The organism is Eubacteriaceae bacterium Marseille-Q4139 (assembly GCA_018223415.1).
Lineage (GTDB): Bacteria > Bacillota > Clostridia > Lachnospirales > Lachnospiraceae > CABSIM01.
Window position 1 is genome coordinate 1349131 of the sequence record JAGTTQ010000001.1, and the last position, 19650, is coordinate 1368780.

A 19650-nucleotide genomic window follows, 5' to 3' on the forward strand; every position below is an offset into this window, starting at 1 on the left:
CGGCGCGCCAGTTACAGCTCTTTTAAAATCTCTCCCATCTCCCCAAGAGAGGAAAAGGCCGCGTCCGGCTTTACCTCCGACTGTTCCAGATCCGAAAGCTTTGTCTCGCCGGTCAGCACGAGAAAGCCCTTCGCCCCGTTTTTCACGCCGGTCGCCACATCCGTATAGAGCCGGTCTCCCACAAAGGCCGTCGTCTCCCGCTTTCCGCCCGTGACCTGAAGCACCATGTCCACGGTCTCGGCAAACGGCTTTCCCACATATCTCGGCTGTTTTCCCGTGGACAGGGAAATGGCCGCGCACATGGCGCCGCAGTCCGGGATGAAGCCGTCCTCGGTGGGGCAGTTGATGTCCAGATGGGTCGCAAGGAATTCGGCCCCGTTCCGGATAAACGTACATGCCCGCTCCAGCTTTTCATAAGTGAGCGTCAGATCGAAGCCAATGACGACGATGTCCGGCGTTTCTTTCACGAGCCGTATTCCACCCTCGAGAAACGTCTCTTCTAGCGCCGGCGTCCCCACAAGATAGACCGACCTTCCCGGCCGCTCACTCTTTAAAAACTCGATCATCACGTCGCCCGACGTCATGATCTGGTTCCGCTCAATCACACAGTCCATCCGCGCCAGCTTTTCCATATAAAGCTTCGGCGATCTCGACGAATTGTTCGTAAAAAACAGGTACCGCTTCCCCTTTTTCTCTGCCTCTTTTAAAAAATCCAGCGCTCCTGGAAGAATCTGTTCCCCCAGATAAAATGTCCCGTCCATATCGAGGACAAACAGCTCTGTCTCCTCCAAAAGCCTGCGCTTTTCTGCCAGACATGTCACTTCCATCTACTGTTCCGCCTTTCCAACATCCTTTGTCGCCACGACCGGCACGCCCGTCCCGGCGCAGTTTTCTATTATTATATCACCGATCTTCACAGGCGCAACCACAGAAACCCGCCGGATTTCCTCCATGCAGGCAAAAATTTTCGCCTTGGGGATGCTTTCCCTTGTTTTCACGGACACCATCGGAACCGCGCCGCCTTTCACCGGCACAGCAGAAGTCACAATCCGCTCCGGCGCCGTCACCTCTTTTTTCGCATAGATCTCCCCGCGGACGCACTGGTTTCCCGTCACGCGGATTTCGCCGCCGTCCAAAACGGCCGAAAGCTGACAGCCCATGGGACAGCCGATACAGGTCAGTTCTCTCGTTTCCATACCTACGCCTCCTCCGTGCAGATGGTGATTTCTTCCGATACGCCTGCGAGCTGGCTTTTTAAAAGGACAGCCTGTTCCATTTCGCCGGGCGTGAGAATCCGCTTCGGGATTTTCCGAAGCAGCCGCTCTCCCGCATACACGCAGACACTGCGGTTTTTGTACACATTATCCACACGGAAACGGATTGTCACCGAATCCCGCATGGCATCCGGGCAGAGCCGCTGGGGAACCGTATAGCGCACACCGGCGCCGGCATGGATGCGAAGCTTCGGTTCGGGCGCAGGAAAGCCGTCTTCCGGCACATGCCCGGCTCCGCCATGATTTTGTCCGGCCGCACGATTCCCGGCTTTCTCCATGTTTCCTGCCTTCACATACTCCGCCGCATACTCCCCGGCCAGTGCCGCCTCTTCCGACACAAAATCCACCAGGTCATGAACATGGAGCACGTTCCCGCAGGCGAACACGCCGGGAAGCCCCGTCTCCAGCCGGTCGTTTACCTCCGGCCCTGACGTGGCCGCGTCCATGGGGACAGAAAGCTTTTTCGTCAGCTCATTTTCCGGCAGAAGCCCCACGGATAAAAGCAGCGTGTCGCAGGAATAAAATTCCTCCGTGCCGGGTATGGGCTTCCTGTCCGGCCCCACCTTTGCAAGCGTCACGCCCGTGACCCGCTCCTTTCCGTGGATATCCACAACCGTATGGCTTAACTTTAACGGAATCCCATAATCATCAAGGCACTGGACAATATTCCGCTTCAGGCCGCCGGAATACGGCATCAGCTCTGCCACGGCCTTCACCTTAGCACCCTCCAACGTAAGCCGCCTCGCCATGATAAGCCCGATGTCGCCGGAGCCTAAAATCACGGCCTCTTTTCCGATAGAAAGCCCCTCAATGTTCATAAGCCGCTGGGCCGTCCCGGCCGAATAGATGCCGGCAGGGCGATAGCCCGGGATATTTAACGCCCCTCTTGGCCTTTCCCGGCAGCCCATGGCGAGAACGACGGCGCCGGCCTTTATGGTACAGAGCCCATCTTCTCGGTTTACATAAGTAATCTCCTTGTCCCGGTTGATGTCAATCACCATGGTATTCAAAAGACACGGGATCCCGGCCTCCCTCACTTCTTTTTCATACCGCGCCGCATACTCCGGCCCTGTGAGCTCCTCGCCGAAGGTATGAAGGCCGAAGCCGTTGTGGATGCACTGGTTTAAAATCCCGCCTAGGGACGAGTCCCGCTCTAAAACCAGCACGTCCTGGCAGCCGGCTTTTTTCGCGGCCGCTGCGGCCGAAAGCCCGGCCGGGCCGCCACCTATGACAACAATCTCATAATATTTCATTCCGGCTTCCTCCTTTCTCCCGGCGCAAGCTCCGATCCCGGCCGGTTTTTACAGATTTCCTCCAGGGGCCTTCCCGTCTCCCGCGCCAAAATTTCCATGACACGCGGCGTGCAGAACCCCGCCTGGCAGCGTCCCATACCGGCCCGCACCCGCCGTTTGATCCCGTCCATGGAGACGGCCCCCAGCGTCCGCGTCACCGCGTCTACAATCTCGCCTTCGCTGATGCCCTCACAGCGGCAGACAATGGAGCCGTATAAGGGATTCTTCTTTATAAGACTGGCCCGTTCGCTGGCGGAAAGCTCCGATGGCCTTATAATGCCGCGGCGGCGGCCGTCAAAGTGCGGATTTCGCCCTGCGCCTGCCTTTTTTGCCACGAGTTCTGCCAGATATATCCCGATGGCCGGCGCTGATGTGAGCCCCGGCGACTCAATTCCGGCCGCATCGAAAAATCCGTCTGCGCCTTCTGCCTCGCCCAGGATGAAATCATCGCTGTCCTCATGGGCACGCAGGCCGGAAAAGCTCGTGATAACCTGGCCGTAGGGGATATTGTTCACGCTCAGGGCCGACTTTTTCATGACCTCCGAAAGCCCCCCGGCCGTCGTGTTTACGGCCTCTTTGTCCTCCAGATCCGACGCCGTCGGCCCCAGAAGAAGATTTCCGTGAACCGTCGGCGTCACAAGGACGCCTTTTCCGAGCTTCCCCGGAAGCTGGAACACCGTGTGGGACACATGGCCGCCGGCCTCCTTATCGAGCAGGCAGTATTCGCCCTTCCGAGGCGTGATGTGAAGCTTCTTTTCGCTCACCATGTTGTGAATGGCATCGGCGTAAACCCCGGCGGCGTTCACCACATACCTGGAATGGAAGGCCCCGCGGTTCGTCTTTATGAGGTAGCCCCCGGCAAAGGTTTCTATGTCCAGAACCTCCGTGAGGAACCGGAAGTCCACGCCGTTGTCACAGGCATTCTCCGCCAACGCTATCGTGAGCCCAAAGGGGCAGACGATGCCCCCGGTCGGCGCATAGAGGGCCGCCGCCGTATGTTCGGAGAGGTTCGGCTCCATGGCCCGCGCTTCCTCGCCGGAAAGAATCCTGAGGCCGGGAACGCCGTTTTCCTGTCCGCGCCCATATAACGCCCAGAGCGCCGGCAATTCCGCCTCCGAAAAGCAGACCACGAGGGAGCCGTTCCGTTTGAACTCAAAGTCCAGTTCCTTTGAGAGCTCCTCCATCCTGCTGTTCCCCTCCACGTTCATCCGCGCCTTCAAACTCCCCGGCTCCGCGTCATAGCCCGCATGAATGATGGCGCTGTTGGCCTTCGACGTCCCGGCGCAGACATCCTCCTCTTTTTCCAAAACGCAGATTTTTAAATCGTACCGTGCCAGCTCTCTCGCTATGGCGCAGCCGATGACGCCGCCGCCGATCACGATCACATCCCAGTCATTATTTCCCATACTGCCGCCTCCTGCTAAAATAAAAAGAGCAAGCGAAAAAAACGGCTGTTTCTCCGTTCTTTCCCTTGCTCCAAATCTCCGGGTCATATTCTTTACTTATGAAGGTATTCTAGCACTGTCCGGGCGGGGTGTCAAGATGGGGCGTGCCCCGCGGTCTCCTCCCCTACTTAGTAAGCGCCTTCAAATCCTCATGCGTCCCCATCACCATCATCGTTTCGCCCTCGCCGAACACATAGTCCGGGTGCGGCATCGGGTACAGCTTCCTGTCGCGCTTGATCGCCAGGATGCTGATGTTGTAGCGCGTCCTGACCCGCTCCTCGAGAATGCTGTGGCCGATCCACCGCGCAGGAATCGCCACCTCATAGATGCCGTACTCCGGCGTCAGCTCGATATAATCGAAGACACTGCTGCTGACACCGTACCGGACTGCCAGCCGCTCCGCCACCTCGCGCTCCGCGTAAACCACATGGTCGGCTCCGTTTCTCAAAAGCAGCTTTTTATAGATATCCCTTGTGGCCCTGGCCACAACATACCTGGCGCCGAGGTCCTTTAAAAGCACGGTAATCTCCAGGGCTGTCTGGAAGCTGTCGGCCATGCCCACCACACAGATATCAAAATTGCTCACTCCAAGGGAACGGAGGAAGTCCTCCTGGGTCGCGTCGCCGATCTCAATATTCCGGATCACCGGCGCCAGCTCATCGGCTCTCTCCTCATCCCTTTCTATGGCGAGAACCTCGTTCCCCTCTTCAATCAGCTTAAGCGCCATATGGCGTCCGAAGCGTCCAAGGCCGATCATCAAAATTGATTTCATGTCCATACTCCTTTTGCGTCATATATTCTGTCAGGAAGGCTCTAGCCGACCTGGATCTTTTCCAGCGGCTTTTTCGAGGCCACCGGTGCCCGGTCGGAAGAGAGTGCAAGCAGCATCGTAAGCGATCCCGCCCGCCCAAAAATCATAAGAAATGCCAGGATCAGTTTCGAGATCATGCCGACCTCCGGCGTAATCCCCAGGGTCAGCCCCACCGTAGCGATGGCTGACACCGTCTCAAACATGGCAGTCAGCACGGGGATTCCCTCCAGGCTCGATACGATCAGGGTGGCTGTCACCGAAAGAATCAGATACATCATGAAAATACAGGAAGCAGTCCTGGTGATGCCGTCCTCAAGCCGCCGCCCCATGACCTCCACATTCCGCTTCCTGCGAAACGTAGAAAAAATGCTGAGAAGCAGGACAGCAAGGGTCGTTGTCTTGATGCCGCCGGCCGTGGAACCCGTGGAGCCGCCTGCAAGCATCAGGCAGATCATGACAAAAATGCTGCCCTCCGAAAGCTTCGTAAGATCCACCGTATTAAATCCGGCCGTCCTGGACGTCACCGACTGGAACAGGGACGCGAGCACCTTATCGCCCGCCGTCATCTCCTCAAAACCGGCCGGAAGCTCCAAAAGGAAAATCGCGGCCGCCCCGCCGAAAATCAGGCAGGCCGTCGTCACGAGCACGATCCGCGAATGGAGCCGCAGCTTTAAAAACCGCCCGCGGCAGTCGATCACGTCTTTCCACACGAAAAAGCCAAGGCCGCCAAGGACAATCAGTGCCATAATCACCAGGTTCACGTACCAGTCGTCGTACATCCCCGTCAGGGAAGAAAACTCCCCCTGAAACCCAAACAAGTCAAAACCGGCATTGCAGAAGGCCGAAACGGAGTGAAAAACCGCATAGTAGAGGCCGCGGCCCAGCCCCAGCTCCGGGCAGAACCGGAACGCCAGAAGGACGGCGCCTCCAAGCTCGACGGCCAGGGTGCCGAGGAGAATAAACCGCGTCATGCGGACGATGCCGCCCACCTGGGGCGCCGAAACCGATTCCTGCATAAGGAACCGCGGCGTAAGCCCGATCTTCTTCCCCGTAAAGCAGGCCAGGAAAATCGTGATCGTCATAAATCCCATGCCGCCTATCTGGATCAGCAAAAGGATCACGATCTGTCCAAACAGCGACCAGTAGCTGAAAGTATCAAATCTCACAAGTCCTGTCACACAGGTGGCCGAAGCCGCCGTAAAGAATGCATCCGTAAAAGAGGTAAACTCCCCGCTTTTGGATGCGGCGGGAAGCGTCAGCAGGACTGCCCCGATCAGGATAATCAGGCAGTAGCCGCCAAGCAGAACGCGTGTCGGCGACAGCTTCATTAAGCGCCGGTTCAGATTCAGGTTCACTTCTTTTTCCTCGATTCTTCCGTTTATTAAAACAGGCCATTCCCGAAGGAACAGCCTGTCTCATTTTCATTCAGACCTCACATCCTACTATAATATCAATGCGTCATTAAGTCAAGAACCAGTTCGGCGCACTTGTTGAGGTCTTCCACCTTTAAGGTTTCGCTTGTCGTATGAACTTTTGTCATGCCTGTGGAGAGGACAATCGGCTTAATTCCATGGAGAGCCATGACGTTGGCATCGCTTCCGCCGCCGCCCTTTGCCGTCTCCGGCTCATATCCAAGGCGCGCGCAGGAATCAAAGACTCTCTGTACCAGCGGATCATCGTTCGCCACATTGAAGCTCACATAGTTGGTTGCAAGCTCGATCTCCAGCTTTGCGCCCATCTCGTCGCAGGCCTCCTGGAGGCAGCTCTTAATGTGCTCTGCCTGGGCATTCAGCTTGTCGAGATTGCGGCTTCTCACCTCAGCTACGAAGGTCGCCTTCTCCGGCACGATGTTGGTGGCATATTCTGCCTTCAGCGTACCGATGTTGCAGGTTGTCTCCTCGTCGATTCTTAAAAGGTTCATCTTTGCGATTCCCTTTGCAGCAACCTGGATGGCGCTGATTCCCTCTTCGGGAGCAAGTCCCGCATGGGAAGAACGGCCGATCACCGTCGCAAAAATCTTAATCTGGCCCGGGCCGCAGGTCAAAACCTTTCCGATATTGCCGCTGGCATCGAAAACCATGGCTTCCTTGCCCTGGATCATGGAGTAATCCATGTTCTTGGCGCCGTGCATTCCGCCTTCCTCTCCGATGGTAAACAGGATTTCCGTATTGCGGCACGGAAGGTTCTGTTCCTTGATGACGCGCACAGCCTCGATGATGGCTGCGATTCCGGATTTGTCGTCGCCGCCTAAAACTGTCGTTCCGTCTGTGCGGATCACGCCGTCCTCAATCGTCGGCTTTACACCGTTTCCGGGAACGACCGTGTCCATATGGGCGCACATGATCGTCGGTTCGCTGGGGATGGTTCCGGGAAGATATGCATATACGTTAAAGCCGTTGGAACCGAAGCCCTCGCCTGCCTTGTCAGTCTTTACCTCAAGGCCAAGCCCCTTTAACTCGGACACCATCTTCTCAGCCATAGCTTTTTCATTTTTTGTCTCACTGTCGATCTGGATATACTCTAAAAAAGTATCCAGAAGTCTCTTTTCATTCACCATTGGTTTTCCCTCCTGATTCCGTAGTGTTTTTGCTTCCTTCCATCTATGTAAAATTCATTACATATTCCATTTTAGGACATGCCCTGGAGTTTCTCTAATATAGAAACAACGCGTTCAAAATCATACTGGACTTCCTTTGTCCCTGACTGCATTTTATACCAGCCCTTTAATTCCTGGTACGTGGTGGAAAAAGAACCGTAGCCGAGATAAAGCTCCGGCGTCTGGTAGTTGTCCGCAAAGACCACAAGCGGCATGATCTTGATGCGGTCGATGCCGTTTTCCCTTAAAACCGCACGGATCCGCTCCGCACCGTCCTTCAGCTCGATTAAGGGGTTCGGGAATTCCTCTTTCCGCCTTGGATCTTCGCGTCTCCAGACTTCCCCCTCAGGCGCACCGTAAATTTTCGTTCCCCATCCGTAGGCCTTCACAATATAGATCCCGCTCCTGTCCGCAACCACGGCGTCGTAGGATTTTTTTCCGTCCGGAAAATGGAACTCGGCATTTTCATATAGTTTAGAGGGGCGCTTGGCCAGCCGCTTTAACTTTTTCACAACCTTTTTAACCGCCGCCTCGTGGTTCCTCTGCTTGTTCATATGGCGGATCGCAAATTTAAGAACCAAAAGCCCCGCCAGGATAAACACGAGAATGTTGACATAATCTGCTAACGAATGCAGCTTCCAGGCCTGAAAATCATTGCCGAAAAAATTCATCTGTAAAAAACCCCTCTCGCTTTCTTAAGTTCACGTTTGCAGACCACGCTGCCGGCGCAGGTACATCCGTATGTTTCATTGTAACATGAATCCAAAAGGAGTGCAAGCACTGCACGCCGCCGAAGTGATTTTTTACAAATTTTCTCCTGGTGTGGCGCCGCTTTGTTGTATATTTTTACAAGTTCCGCAGAATCCCTATAAATTCCGCAAAAAAACTTCTGTTCCCGGTTAATTTCGTGTTCATTTTCCCCGCTGGCTATGGACAACGGCAGATATCAACGCTATACTGGCTTCAGGTTCTTTCTTAAGAAAGGGCAGCCCTCCAGGAAGTCCCTTTCTAAGAGGTTCATTTGTATCACATTCAACTCCTTTAAGACTGGCAAAATACAGGGATCCTTCTGCTCGCCCAGGCAGAATGGAACATCCGAAGGCATCGTCAACCCGCTTTTGGACAGATCCCTCCTGAAACGGAAAAGTCCTGCGCCCCCGCAGGGCTTTTTTCGTTATTTTATCAGCATTTTTTGCCACATTTTTCCCCCATTTATTAACATAAATATAAAACCATAAATATTTTATAAAAAAACTGTGGATTTTTACCAACAAATATTGTATTATGTAGGAGAAGACAGATATGGGGGCATAGTTTCTGTCATTCAAAATCTTACAGGAGGGATCTGCGTATGAAAGATAACGCAACTGCAAAAAAGTCGTGGGTTGACAAATTTCTTGACGGCATTGAGCGTGTCTGCAATAAGCTGCCGCCGCCAGCAATCCTATTCTGCTGGCTGTTTTTAATTACCGCAATTATCGGTATGGTTTTCAGCATAATAGGACTTACTCTTGTGAACCCCGCAACACAGGTTGAGGTTCAGTCCGCAAACCTGTTCTCACGGGATGGCCTTAACTGGTTTCTCGGAAACATGGTGAAAAACTTCACCGGTTTCGCACCTCTGGGCCTCGTTATTACAATGACACTTGGTATCGGTCTCTGCGAGGAGTCCGGGCTGATTCTTTCCATGTTAAAGAGCGGCCTTAAGGATGTTCCCGCTGTTCTCGTTCCCTACATAATCGCTTTCGTAGGTACCGTAGGAAACATCGCTTCCGATACTGCTATGATCGTCGTTCCGCCGATGGCTGCCATCATCTACATGAGTGTCGGCAAACATCCTGTTGTCGGAATGATCTGCGGTTATGCCGGTGCTCAGGCCGGATTCTCCGCAAACCTTATGATTGCCGGAACGGACTCCCTGCTTCAGGGTCTCACGAACGATGCCATCAAGGCATTCCTTCCGGAATCTACCTTCCAGGTTGATGTTACCTGTAACTGGTTCTTCATGATCGCGTCCACGTTCCTTTGCTCTGTTGTCATCGGAACTGTTTGTACAAAGATCGTAGAACCGCGTTTCGGAAAATACCAGGGAGATTCTTCCGAAAAACTTGAGGAAGTTACTCCTGCACAGAGAAAAGGCTTAAGAGCCGCCGGTATCACCGCGATTATTTACGTTCTCATTATCGTAGTTGGTTTCGTTACCGGTATCCTGGCCGCAGAAGACGGCGGCCTGGTTGGATCTCCGCTCCTGAACGGTCTTGTTCCGATCCTGTTCGTGTTCTTCTCCATCTGCGGTATCATGTTCGGTGTTGCCTCCGGTGCGTTTAAGAACTCCTCAGACGTCAGCAAGGCTATGGTAAAACAGATGTCCGGCATGGGTTCCTATGTCTGCTTCTGTTTCTTCTGCGGACAGTTCCAGGGCCTTTTCAACTGGACCAACCTTGGTACTCTGCTTGCAATCGCAGGTGCTGATTTCCTTCAGAATGTTGGCTTTACTGGTCTTCCGATGTGCGTAGCCTTCATCATCATCTGCGCGTTTGTAAATATTTTCGTATCCTCTGGTTCGGCAAAATGGGCGATCTTCGCTCCGATTTTCGTTCCGATGTTCATGCTGCTTGGCTATCATCCGGGCTTCACACAGCTTCTTTACAGAATCGGCGATTCTCCGGGAAACTGCTTCACTCCTATGTCCGCATACATCTGGATGGTTTTGAGTGTGGCACAGACAAAGTACATGAAGGACCTGAAGATCGGTACCCTGATCTCCAACATGATCCCGATTGCCATCATCCTTCAGATCTTCTGGATTCTTTTCATGATCATTTGGGTCATGATCGGTATCCCGATTGGACCTGGCGTCGGTACTGCCCTGCCCGCAGGCGTCCTTTAATCTGCACTTTTCATGCCAGAATAAAGCTATGCCCAACATAAATGAACTTATTTAAAATGGCCGGCCGGCTTCCGCTTTTCATCGGGAGCCGGCCGGTTTGCTGTCTGCGCCGCATAGTTTTTCTGCTTTTCCTGCATACTAGAGGAAAAACAGGAAAGAGAGGTATTGTCATGAAACAGCAGCCTGAAATCTTGACGCCGTCCAAAAACGGCCCCTCCCCGGAAATCGTCCTTCCGGGAAGCGACCGCGCAACGAATGTGATCCCCGATGAGGTGCCGCGGCGCGACGGGCCTGGCGGGGAACCGGGCGGAACGCCGAAATAAGCCAGATAAAGCCCGAAGACTTCCTTCCAACAGAAGCTTCGGGCTTTATTCTTCTTCCGGAATGGCTCTACGCCTTCGAAGACCAGAAAGCGCCGTCCTCCTCCGTCCCGTCCGGCTTCAGGAAAATCTGGAAGTATTGTTCCTCCTCTGCCAGCTTGTAGAGGAGGCCGATGCGGTAGTCAAGCCCTACCAACACCGTGTCCAGGCTCGCCTCTCTGCCGTCCGGATGATTCCGTTCCAGCCAGCGGCCGTCCTTGATCCACTCCTTTAGCCGTACCAGCCAGTCCGCATGCAGCTTGGACATGCCGGCCTCATTCATCAGGAACGCCAGCTCAAAGGTACGCCCGTTCACGGTACAAGGGAACTGGGTAAAGGGCGCATTGGCAATATAGTTTTCCGGCTTTGAGCCGAAGATGTCCCAGAACGTCTTAAGGCCTTCTGCGTTTATGGAGATGCAGGAGATGGCTCTCTGTTTGTCGTCGGAGTCCTCATCTAACCCCTGCTGGAGCGTCCGGTCGGCATCGGGATTGATCCAGTGATACTCCATCCGTTCCAGGGGCTCTCCGGCTTCGATTTCCTTTTTTAAGGTCAGGAATTCATAATCCCCCGGTACCAGCGCAAGGCCGCGGGCCGCCGCCTCCAGGGCGCCTTCTTTGTCTCCAAAATGGCTCCGCAGCTTGCCTGCCTGGAGCCAGATCCACGGATAGTCCGGCTCTTCCAGGATTCCCTGCTCAGCATAATCCCTGGCTTCCTCCAGGCGGCCGCAGTACATCAGGGCCGCCGAGTAACGGTAGTACCATGTGGCGCAGCCTTTTGCGTTTTGTTCCGAATCCTTCATCCACTGAACCGCTTTGTAATAATAGCGGTACGCATCCAGATTATTGCATGCATAGGCATACCACAGGGCGATTTCAAGATCCCGTCTTGCCTGCCGTTCGGTAAACCGCCTCTCCTTTATGCCCTGATCTATGAAATTTTCCAGCCATGTAAGCATTTTCCCGAAATAGCCGGATACGCCGTCCTCAAAGGATGCCAGCGTTTCCATATCCTTTTTCGAGAGCAGAGAGCCTGTCTCCGGATCCACCTGCGGTTCGCTCTCCTGTTCCCATAAACGGACTACGCCCACGTTCCGGCGGAACACGCGGAAGCCGCCCCAGGATATATCGGTGCCGGCAAAAAAGTCCCTGGCCGCATCCAGCACGGCCGGCAGATCCCAGGCGATGAAGTCCAGATACCCATAATAGAGGCCGGTGGCTCCGCCAAGGAAGACGGCGGCATCATCCCCGGCATGTTCCCGGATCGCCTCCCGGAGATCGTCCCGGAACTTAAGAATCCCGGCTGCCTGTTCTTCTCCCTCAAAACCATCCAGCGGATAGCACAGGAAGCCAGCCGCAATGCCGTCCTTATGGTAATCATCCATAGTTCCTCTCTCGCCGCACATGTACTCGTTGATGAGGACGGGAAGCCGTGCAGAACCGGTGAAAACATCCATCCGCCAGTCGGCCTCCGGATCTTCTTCCGGCTCCAGCTCATAGTTCATATAGCTGTTGTCCAGATAGCTCCCGGCATCGTCCCACAGCTCATACCCCATCTCCCGCAGTGCTTTCGGAAGATCCGACAGCATGAGCGGTGCTCCCTCTTTCGGCTGCTCTGCAAGCTCCAGCCTGCTTACATATGCGATGACGGGCACCTCCCCCAGTACCTGAACGGTGAGCGTGTAAAACAGCCACCAGAGTTTGTCTTCCTCGTCTTTCAGCAGAGGCAGAAGCTTTCCGCAGAACATAGTCAGCGAAATCCCTTCCTCCGTTCGTTCTGCCCAGACCTGCACATCGTCTGCCTGCACCTGGATTTCCCCTGCCCTGAGAGAAAAACCCTCTGAGATCTGGCGCCCTGCCAGGATGTTCCAGTGAGCCAGCACAGACTCCGGCGCATGGCGCTGGAAATACACCAGAGGGAACAGCTTCGCCCGGTTCCCCTCGGCGCTGAGGATCAGCTCGTATTGACCGCCATGAACTCCCAGCTCGAAGGCAGGAGAATGAAAGGCCAGTTCCAGGGCGCTGCTGCATTTTTCGATCAGCTCCCCGCCCCGCTCCCGCAGTCTGTCCGTATCCATAATCTGACGCAGCTCTTCCTCAATCTCAGCAAAGGCCGTCCAGGCTTCTTCCGTCCGTTTTCGGAAGTTCTTCTCAAACAGCGGCAGGGCCAGGCCGTTGTATGCCCTGGCCAGCTCGCTGTCCATTTCAGGCGTGCGCTCCCCGGCCGGAAGCGCCTCCAATGCGTCGATGGTCTTCTGAAATTCGTCGGTTTCATTCCATTTCTGACACTGTTCCAGTAAATTCATACAGCAGCTCCTTTCTGTTTGCCTGCCATGTCCTCCCGGCGTCTTTTATAATAAATACAAAATTACTGTTTTGTATTTATATAGTAAAACAGAATAGGGAAGAATTCAACTGCTTTTATAGAGCTTTTGCGCCGGCGTCGTTTTTGGTGTCCGTTTTGGTGCCCATTTCTCCGGGAAATTACTGCTGCTTATTACTGCCGCGGCAGAAATAAAAAATGGCCAAAACCCTTTAAAATAAAGGATTTCAGCCACTTTCTCCGACTGGGCCAGTTGGATTCGAACCAACGGATGCAGGAGTCAAAGTCCTGTGCCTTACCGCTTGGCGATGGCCCAACAGTCTTTTTCTAGTCTATCACAGGACGCCGAAAAATTCAAGAAAAAAATCCCGGGAGCTCCCGCATTTTGATATGCTCCCTTCTAGGTAGACAGTTGAAATAATAAAACTGTTTATCAAGGAGGGAGCATTTCTTATGCGTAAATATTCTGCTGAAGATAAATTACGAATGGTAAAGCTTATTTTGGAAGCTAAACATAGTATTACATCTGTATCAACAGGCGAAGGAATTCATCCTACTACTTTAGAAGAATGGATTCGTAATTATCAGTCTATGGGTTCAGAAACCTTTTACAACAAAGGATGGACCAAAAGAACTTCTGCCGAGAAAGAGATTGCCGTACAAGAGTATCTTTCTGGTCTTGGTTCACTACGTGATATTTGTAAAAAATATAAAATTTCCAGTACTCGTACACTCAGGCAATGGATTGCGCTGTATAATGGTCATAAGGAACTGAAGGCTTCCAGAACAGGAGGATGTAGTCTTATGACCAAAGGAAGAAAAACAACGTTTGAAGAAAGAGTGGAAATTGCATCCTACTGCATTTCCCATGGCCATAACTATGCTGAAACATCAGAAAACTTTAAGGTGTCCTATCAGCAGGCACGAAATTACACTATCAAATACGAAACAGGCGGAGTTCCTGCATTACAGGATAACCGCGGCAAAAGAAAATCGGAAGATTCTCTTACAGAGGTGGAAAAGCTTCAAGCGGAGTTGAAACTGGAAAAAGCCAAACGGCAACGTGCAGAAATGGAGTTATCATTCTTAAAAAAATTAGAGGAAATCGAAAGGAGGCGGGGCTGAGCCTGATCCGCCACGAGCATATCTATCAGGCTGTCAAAGAAGAACAGAAAGAACACGATTATCCGATACAGGCGCTTTGTAAGATTGGCGGTGTTTCAAGGGCGGCTTATTACAAATGGCTGAACCATGAAATGTCAGAGAATGAACAGGAAAACCGAAAAATTGCGGAACTGATAGAAAAAATCCACATAGAATCACCTGATAAGGGTTATCGCAGAATCCGTGATGAGTTGGAGCGTTACCATGACATTGATGTAAATGATAAACGTGTTTTGCGCATCTGCCGGAAACTTGGTATCAAATCCACCATTAAATATGCAAACGATAGCTGTACAAGACAGGCTGCAAATCCACAGTACATAGCCGAAAATATCCTGAATCGTGAATTTACGGCAGAAGCTCCGAATGAAAAGTGGTTGACCGATGTAACGGAATTTCATTACTATATCGGAAATGAAAAGCACAAGGTATATTTAAGTGCAATTCTTGACCTGTATGACCGAAGAATCGTATCCTACCGTATTGGAGACAGTAATAGTAATGCATTAGTGTTTGATACCTTTGATGATGCAGTCAAAGATAATCCTGATGCACATCCGATGTTTCACAGTGACAGAGGCTTTCAATACACCAATAGAGCCTTTCATGCAAAACTTGAAGCAGCAGGGATGATGCAGAGCATGTCCAGAGTAGCAAAGTGTATCGATAATGGACCAATGGAAGGATTCTGGGGAATTCTAAAACGGGAGCGTTATTATGGTAAACGATTTATGGACAGAGAATCACTGGTGGTCATGATAGAGAAATATATCAATTACTATAACAACAGACGTTTGCAGAGGAAGCTTGGTATAGTAACACCAATGGAGAAACACGAAAAATATTTACAGGCAGCGTAAAAATCTGCCAGCAGGTGATACCTACTGGCAGAAAAAAATTATATTTTTTTGATTGTCTACTTGACGGGAAGCAGTTCATTTCGTGCGGGTTCCCGGGATTTTTCGGGTGCCAGTCGCCTGTCAGGCCGCCTTGGCGTCCGGCTGAAACAACAGGGATATGCACCAGAGCGCCGCCAGCGCCACAATCGTGTACACGATCCGGCTGAACAGGGCGCCCTGTCCGCCAAGGAGCCATGCGACCAGGTCGAATTTGAACAGGCCGATCAGCCCCCAGTTCAGGCCTCCTACGATCAGAAGGACAAGCGCAATTTTATTCAGCATTGGAAATCCCTCCTTTTCTTTTTCAGTATTCCCAGAAAAAAAGGGCTTATACGAAAAAATGTACGCTTGGCGCTTCATGGACTGGAATTCTCACTGCGCAAAAAATCCGCAGACAAAACTGCCTGCGGACAAATCGGGTGGATACAGGGATTCGAACCCTGGGCCTCCAGAGCCACAATCTGGCGCGCTAACCAACTGCGCTATACCCACCATAATATGAGATTGTTTTGATCTCAAGCGAGCCTGAAGGGATTCGAACCCCCGACCCACGGCTTAGAAGGCCGTTGCTCTATCCAGCTGAGCTACAGACTCATGGAATCCTCGCTTTATCACTTTCTCTGTGACAAGCGGGTGATGGGAATCGAACCCACGTATCCAGCTTGGAAGGCTGGTGTTCTACCATTGAACTACACCCGCATGTAAGCGATGAGAGATACATTCAACTCTCTCGTCGGGGTGACAGGATTTGAACCTGCGACTTCCTGGTCCCAAACCAGGCGCTCTAGCCAAGCTGAGCCACACCCCGTCTGCTGACAAAACAACCGTTTTGCCTCGCAACGCAAGAGATATTATATCCTAAGCATTTCCACTTGTCAACTACTTTTTATAAAATGATGTCGTCTTTTTCGATATAATTCACCGTAAAGTGCGCTTCTCCGTCACGATCCAGCTCCATAATCATGTACGACGGCTTTCTCCCGTCCTGCCGCGGGTAAGAAAGGCTGCCGGGATTTAAAATCACCATGTCCTCCCAGTATTCCAGGCAGGGCTTGTGAGTATGCCCGAACATGACAATGTCCGCATTCCTGGACTTGCCCTCTTCCTTGATTCCCTCGGTGCCCAGGGTCACGCCGTAGAGATGGCCGTGGGTGAGGAAAGCGCGGTACTTCCCGATCTTAATTTCCTTTTCCCGCTCCAGCGACGAAAAGAAGTCATTGTTCCCCCGGACAGCATAGACCGCGCATGCATCATTCCCAATCCATTCCCTGAAATAGCATTCGCTCCCCTCCGTGTCGCCGAGATGGATCAGCATGTCGATGGGCGAAACCTTCTTTATGACCTCACGCAGGTTCCCATCCCTGCGGTGCGTGTCGCTGACGATTAAAATTTTCATACACGTTCCCCAATTTCCTTTTCCAACAGCTTTTTCATGGCCTCCAGAGCTTTTCCCCTGTGGCTGATCTTGTTTTTCTCCTCCATGGTGATCTCTGCCGATGTCTTCCCATATTCCGGAAGCATCAGGATCGGATCATAGCCGAAACCGCCCTCCCCGGCCGGCGCATAGGCGATATAGCCTTCCATGGTCTCCCTTGCGCTCAAGGTACGGCCGTCCGGCAGGACTGCCGCAATGACGCAGACGAACCGCGCCGTCCGTTTTTCCTGTTCCACGCCATCCAGACGGTGAATCAGGTTCCAGTTTTTGATTTCATAGGAGGTTTTTTCCCCCAGGTACCTTGCGGAATAGACGCCCGGCTCCCCGTTTAAATAATCTATTTCCAGGCCGGAATCATCGGCCAGCACGATGCCGCCGGTTTCTGCCCAGACTGCCTTTGCCTTAATCATGGCGTTGGCCTCGAAGCTGTCCCCGTCCTCCACGATATCCGGCGATGCCCCCGCCTCCTTCATGGACAGGACTTCCGCCCCCAGATCCTTTAAAATCTCGCGGATTTCCCGCATCTTTCCTTCATTCGACGTTGCAAATACGATTCTGTTCTCCATATTCATCCTCACTGTACACTTTCAGACAGAGGTTGCAGCCCTCTTTCTCCTCGGCCCGTTCCCAGAGACGGCCGTCAGGACTAATATACCCCTCTCCGTCGGTTATGTCAATGTTCTCTGTGCGGGAACCTGCCGCATATTCAATGGCGACAGGCTGTTTTGTCTCCTGCGCCGTGACTTCCGCCAGGACGGCAAACCGCTCGCCGGCGCTCACCTGCACGGCCTCCTCAAAGGGCACCGTATAAAAACCGGCCTCGGCGAATGTCCCCTCGAACACAAGGCGCCGTTCGGAAAACGCCTGGGACACACCGCCCGTCTCCGGAACATTGGCTACCGCATAGATGCGGCAGGAAACGCCTGCTTCCACCGCATAAAGCCCGGCCGCACAGAGCACTTCCTCCCCGGCCGCCTCGTACACATTGGCAAACCACGCCGTCCTGTTTCCGTATCCGAGCTGCCCCGTCCAGCCGCAGAGGTCAGCCTGATAGATCGTTCCGTAGTTATCCGGCGGTTCGATACCGGAATAGAGGACGTTGTACGTCCCGATATTGGCGTCTTCATAGGAGACCCAGAAACAGCCGTCCTCCCCGAAGCTGCTGCCCCAGCTGTTCATGCAGAGGAACGCGCCGTCTTTTTCCGGCATGGAAGAAAAGTTCTCCCTCGGAAAGCCATCGTCCCATCCCAGGATCACTGCATCGTGATTCGGCCCGTTCTCCCCGTCATAATACATGGCACAGGTGTCGTCCCGGTAGCACAGCTCCCGCTCGCGCCCCTGCTCCATGGGAAAATACAGAGAGCTCTGGACGCCGCCGGAGGTATATACGGCCTGCTTGATCCGCTCATAGTCCTTTTCCGGCAGGATTCGGATTTCCTGCACATGGCAGACAGGGCTTAAGCCCTCCAGCGAGACGCCGTCCCCGTAGGGATCCTCCGCCTCAGATACCGGCCCCTGCCAGGAAAGCAGGTACGCCATCGCCATGGCATAGTCGCCGCCGTCCTCCTGCCCAAGTCCAAAGCTGTTCCTTAAGGACATGTGGTCTGCCGAGAGCCCCGTCCGAAGCTTAGCCGGCATGGTGGTCTCCAGCGCCAGAAGCGACGCAAAGGCCCAGCAGGTGCCAAAGCCGCCCTGATCCGGCACACGGGAAATGGAAAGATGTTCCCGCAGGTCAAAGCGTTCCGGCAGTGTCTCCGCCGGGGTGCCGGAAACCAGCTCCTCCCGCGCCGCGACGACGGTCGGCTCCGGCGCTCTCTCATCTTCCGGCTTCCGCCATCCCCGAAATGCCAGCAGGACTGCCAAAAAGATGAGGATTCCTGCCAGAAAGAGCTTTCTCCCCGGCCGTTTTCTCTTTCTCCTGTAATATTTACGCCTTGTTTCCAACAGCTTCTCCTGCATTTCTCCTCGGCGGCTTCGGCCCAAGATACTGATAAAAATACGTTTTCATCATTCCGTTATAAATCTTCCGGTTTTTGTCCGCCTTCCGGCCTATGTACCGCTCCGCGTCCTCGTAGGCGGTAATCAGATAGGCCGACCAGGAATCCAGGGCCGCGAACCGCTCCCCGATGACCTTATAAAGCTCCGGCAGGTTTTTCTTATCCTCGATCCGCTCGCCGTAGGGCGGGTTCGTAATCAGGAAGCCGTATTTTTTCGGATGGCTCAGTTCGCTCACAGGCCTCTGCTGGAAATGGATCAGGTGATCGACGCCGGCTGCCTTCGCATTGGCTCTTGCGGCCCGGATCACGTCTCCGTCGATATCATAGCCCTGGATATCCGTCTCCACGGACGTGTCCACGAGATCATTCGCCTCGTCCATGGCTTCGTACCAGCACTTCCTCGGAATCAGGTTCTTCCAGCTTTCCGAGAGAAATTCCCGGTTCATGCCCGGCGCCATGTTGGCGGCCATCATGGCTGCCTCTATCGGGAAGGTGCCGCTGCCGCAGAACGGATCCACCAGAATCCTGTCTTTTTTCCACGGCGTCAGCATGATAAGGGCCGCCGCCAGCGTCTCCGTAATCGGCGCCTTGCTGGTGAGCGTCCGGTAGCCTCTTTTATGAAGCGACTCGCCGCTGGTGTCGATGGCGACGGTCACGATGTCCTTGTGGATAAACACACGAAGCGGGTAGCTGGCTCCGTCCTCGGGGAACCAGGTGAGGCCGTAAGCGCCCTTTAACCGCTCCACCATGGCTTTTTTCATGATGGACTGGATGTCTGAGGGGCTGAAAAGCCGGCTCTTGATGGACGAGGCCTTCGCCACCCAGAATTTCCCATCCTTCGGGATGTACTGCTCCCAGGGGAGGGCCTTCGTTCCCTGGAACAGTTCTTCAAAAGTCTCCGCCCGGAAGCTTCCGACTTTTAAAAGCACCCGCTCCGTCGTCCGCAAAAATACATTGGCGCGGCAGATGGCCTCCGCGTCGCCGAGAAAGGTGACGCGGCCGTCCTCCGCCTGGCTCACCTCGTAGCCCAAATCCGTGATTTCCCGTTTCATTACTGCCTCAAGGCCGAAATGGCATGGCACAATCAATTCAAATCTTTCCATACGGTTCTCTGCTTTCTTTGTTCTTTCCGTCTGTATCTCGTATCATTTTATATGCTGGCGCAG

Annotated in this window: 18 protein-coding genes and 5 tRNA genes; 4 read left to right on the forward strand and 19 right to left on the reverse strand. The window is 53.4% G+C overall.

Annotated features, from left to right (window positions below; genetic code table 11):
* Nucleotides 1–11: 11 nt before the first annotated feature.
* From KE531_06510 to KE531_06545, 8 genes are all read right to left on the reverse strand, one after another.
* Nucleotides 12–827 (reverse strand): HAD-IIA family hydrolase, encoded by an 816-nt coding sequence (locus tag KE531_06510; protein ID MBR9953278.1) that lies wholly within the window; start codon nt 825–827, stop codon nt 12–14.
* Nucleotides 828–1196: a DUF1667 domain-containing protein gene (locus tag KE531_06515; protein MBR9953279.1), complete on the reverse strand. Its 369-nt coding sequence runs from the start codon at nt 1194–1196 to the stop codon at nt 828–830.
* Nucleotides 1197–1198: 2 nt separating this feature from the next.
* Nucleotides 1199–2527, reverse strand: a complete 1329-nt coding sequence (locus tag KE531_06520; protein MBR9953280.1) for an FAD-dependent oxidoreductase — start codon at nt 2525–2527, stop codon at nt 1199–1201.
* Nucleotides 2524–3972, reverse strand: coding sequence for an NAD(P)/FAD-dependent oxidoreductase (locus KE531_06525; protein ID MBR9953281.1), 1449 nt, complete (start codon nt 3970–3972; stop codon nt 2524–2526). Before KE531_06525 ends, KE531_06520 begins: the two co-directional genes overlap by 4 nt.
* Nucleotides 3973–4135: 163 nt before the next feature.
* Nucleotides 4136–4783, reverse strand: coding sequence for a TrkA family potassium uptake protein (locus tag KE531_06530; protein MBR9953282.1), 648 nt, complete (start codon nt 4781–4783; stop codon nt 4136–4138).
* A gap of 41 nt (nt 4784–4824) precedes the next feature.
* A complete protein-coding gene (locus KE531_06535) occupies nt 4825–6150 on the reverse strand; it encodes a Trk family potassium uptake protein (GenBank protein ID MBR9953283.1) in 1326 nt (441 codons plus the stop codon).
* 122 nt (nt 6151–6272) lie between these two features.
* On the reverse strand, nt 6273–7379 hold the full coding sequence (locus KE531_06540; GenBank protein ID MBR9953284.1) for a M20/M25/M40 family metallo-hydrolase: 1107 nt from the start codon (nt 7377–7379) through the stop codon (nt 6273–6275).
* A 71-nt stretch (nt 7380–7450) separates the two neighbouring features.
* Entirely contained in the window at nt 7451–8089 is a 639-nt protein-coding gene (locus KE531_06545) for an NERD domain-containing protein (GenBank protein ID MBR9953285.1), read from the reverse strand.
* A gap of 680 nt (nt 8090–8769) precedes the next feature.
* Here KE531_06545 and KE531_06550 point away from each other — a divergent pair.
* On the forward strand, nt 8770–10308 hold the full coding sequence (locus KE531_06550) for an AbgT family transporter (protein ID MBR9953286.1): 1539 nt from the start codon (nt 8770–8772) through the stop codon (nt 10306–10308).
* Nucleotides 10309–10478: 170 nt separating this feature from the next.
* Entirely contained in the window at nt 10479–10631 is a 153-nt protein-coding gene (locus tag KE531_06555) for a hypothetical protein (GenBank protein ID MBR9953287.1), read from the forward strand.
* A gap of 67 nt (nt 10632–10698) precedes the next feature.
* Here the strand turns inward: KE531_06555 and KE531_06560 are convergent, their stop codons facing one another.
* The gene (locus tag KE531_06560) at nt 10699–12972 is read right to left on the reverse strand and encodes a hypothetical protein (protein MBR9953288.1); all 2274 of its coding nucleotides are present in this window, start codon (nt 12970–12972) and stop codon (nt 10699–10701) included.
* Between the two features lie 261 nt (nt 12973–13233).
* Nucleotides 13234–13305 (reverse strand) — tRNA-Gln (locus KE531_06565).
* Nucleotides 13306–13442: 137 nt separating this feature from the next.
* On the opposite strand from KE531_06565, the gene KE531_06570 reads away from it, so the two are divergent.
* Nucleotides 13443–14114, forward strand: a complete 672-nt coding sequence (locus KE531_06570; protein MBR9953289.1) for a transposase — start codon at nt 13443–13445, stop codon at nt 14112–14114.
* Nucleotides 14084–15013 (forward strand): IS3 family transposase, encoded by a 930-nt coding sequence (locus KE531_06575; GenBank protein MBR9953290.1) that lies wholly within the window; start codon nt 14084–14086, stop codon nt 15011–15013. Before KE531_06570 ends, KE531_06575 begins: the two co-directional genes overlap by 31 nt.
* Nucleotides 15014–15133: 120 nt before the next feature.
* Here KE531_06575 and KE531_06580 read toward each other — a convergent pair whose 3' ends face one another.
* From KE531_06580 to KE531_06620, 9 genes are all read right to left on the reverse strand, one after another.
* Nucleotides 15134–15334 (reverse strand): DUF378 domain-containing protein, encoded by a 201-nt coding sequence (locus KE531_06580; protein ID MBR9953291.1) that lies wholly within the window; start codon nt 15332–15334, stop codon nt 15134–15136.
* A 136-nt stretch (nt 15335–15470) separates the two neighbouring features.
* A tRNA-His gene (locus tag KE531_06585) sits at nt 15471–15544 on the reverse strand.
* A gap of 28 nt (nt 15545–15572) precedes the next feature.
* Nucleotides 15573–15646, reverse strand: a tRNA-Arg gene (locus tag KE531_06590).
* Nucleotides 15647–15680: 34 nt separating this feature from the next.
* Nucleotides 15681–15751 (reverse strand) — tRNA-Gly (locus KE531_06595).
* Between the two features lie 34 nt (nt 15752–15785).
* Nucleotides 15786–15860, reverse strand: a tRNA-Pro gene (locus KE531_06600).
* Nucleotides 15861–15938: 78 nt separating this feature from the next.
* Nucleotides 15939–16448: a metallophosphoesterase gene (locus tag KE531_06605; GenBank protein ID MBR9953292.1), complete on the reverse strand. Its 510-nt coding sequence runs from the start codon at nt 16446–16448 to the stop codon at nt 15939–15941.
* Nucleotides 16445–17053: an XTP/dITP diphosphatase gene (locus KE531_06610; protein MBR9953293.1), complete on the reverse strand. Its 609-nt coding sequence runs from the start codon at nt 17051–17053 to the stop codon at nt 16445–16447. Before KE531_06610 ends, KE531_06605 begins: the two co-directional genes overlap by 4 nt.
* On the reverse strand, nt 17019–18446 hold the full coding sequence (locus tag KE531_06615; GenBank protein MBR9953294.1) for a peptidase C1: 1428 nt from the start codon (nt 18444–18446) through the stop codon (nt 17019–17021). Before KE531_06615 ends, KE531_06610 begins: the two co-directional genes overlap by 35 nt.
* Nucleotides 18415–19587: a class I SAM-dependent RNA methyltransferase gene (locus KE531_06620; protein ID MBR9953295.1), complete on the reverse strand. Its 1173-nt coding sequence runs from the start codon at nt 19585–19587 to the stop codon at nt 18415–18417. Before KE531_06620 ends, KE531_06615 begins: the two co-directional genes overlap by 32 nt.
* Nucleotides 19588–19650 lie beyond the last annotated feature (63 nt).

Bases quoted from the DNA above. Each gene is read 5' to 3' on its own strand.
- KE531_06510 (MBR9953278.1), bottom strand. From the start codon at position 827: ATGGAAGTGACATGTCTGGCAGAAAAGCGCAGGCTTTTGGAGGAGACA.
- KE531_06515 (MBR9953279.1), bottom strand. From the start codon at position 1,196: ATGGAAACGAGAGAACTGACCTGTATCGGCTGTCCCATGGGCTGTCAG.
- KE531_06520 (MBR9953280.1), bottom strand. From the start codon at position 2,527: ATGAAATATTATGAGATTGTTGTCATAGGTGGCGGCCCGGCCGGGCTT.
- KE531_06525 (MBR9953281.1), bottom strand. From the start codon at position 3,972: ATGGGAAATAATGACTGGGATGTGATCGTGATCGGCGGCGGCGTCATC.
- KE531_06530 (MBR9953282.1), bottom strand. From the start codon at position 4,783: ATGAAATCAATTTTGATGATCGGCCTTGGACGCTTCGGACGCCATATG.
- KE531_06535 (MBR9953283.1), bottom strand. From the start codon at position 6,150: ATGAAGCTGTCGCCGACACGCGTTCTGCTTGGCGGCTACTGCCTGATT.
- KE531_06540 (MBR9953284.1), bottom strand. From the start codon at position 7,379: ATGGTGAATGAAAAGAGACTTCTGGATACTTTTTTAGAGTATATCCAG.
- KE531_06545 (MBR9953285.1), bottom strand. From the start codon at position 8,089: ATGAATTTTTTCGGCAATGATTTTCAGGCCTGGAAGCTGCATTCGTTA.
- KE531_06550 (MBR9953286.1), top strand. From the start codon at position 8,770: ATGAAAGATAACGCAACTGCAAAAAAGTCGTGGGTTGACAAATTTCTT.
- KE531_06555 (MBR9953287.1), top strand. From the start codon at position 10,479: ATGAAACAGCAGCCTGAAATCTTGACGCCGTCCAAAAACGGCCCCTCC.
- KE531_06560 (MBR9953288.1), bottom strand. From the start codon at position 12,972: ATGAATTTACTGGAACAGTGTCAGAAATGGAATGAAACCGACGAATTT.
- KE531_06570 (MBR9953289.1), top strand. From the start codon at position 13,443: ATGCGTAAATATTCTGCTGAAGATAAATTACGAATGGTAAAGCTTATT.
- KE531_06580 (MBR9953291.1), bottom strand. From the start codon at position 15,334: ATGCTGAATAAAATTGCGCTTGTCCTTCTGATCGTAGGAGGCCTGAAC.
- KE531_06605 (MBR9953292.1), bottom strand. From the start codon at position 16,448: ATGAAAATTTTAATCGTCAGCGACACGCACCGCAGGGATGGGAACCTG.
- KE531_06610 (MBR9953293.1), bottom strand. From the start codon at position 17,053: ATGGAGAACAGAATCGTATTTGCAACGTCGAATGAAGGAAAGATGCGG.
- KE531_06615 (MBR9953294.1), bottom strand. From the start codon at position 18,446: ATGCAGGAGAAGCTGTTGGAAACAAGGCGTAAATATTACAGGAGAAAG.
- KE531_06620 (MBR9953295.1), bottom strand. From the start codon at position 19,587: ATGGAAAGATTTGAATTGATTGTGCCATGCCATTTCGGCCTTGAGGCA.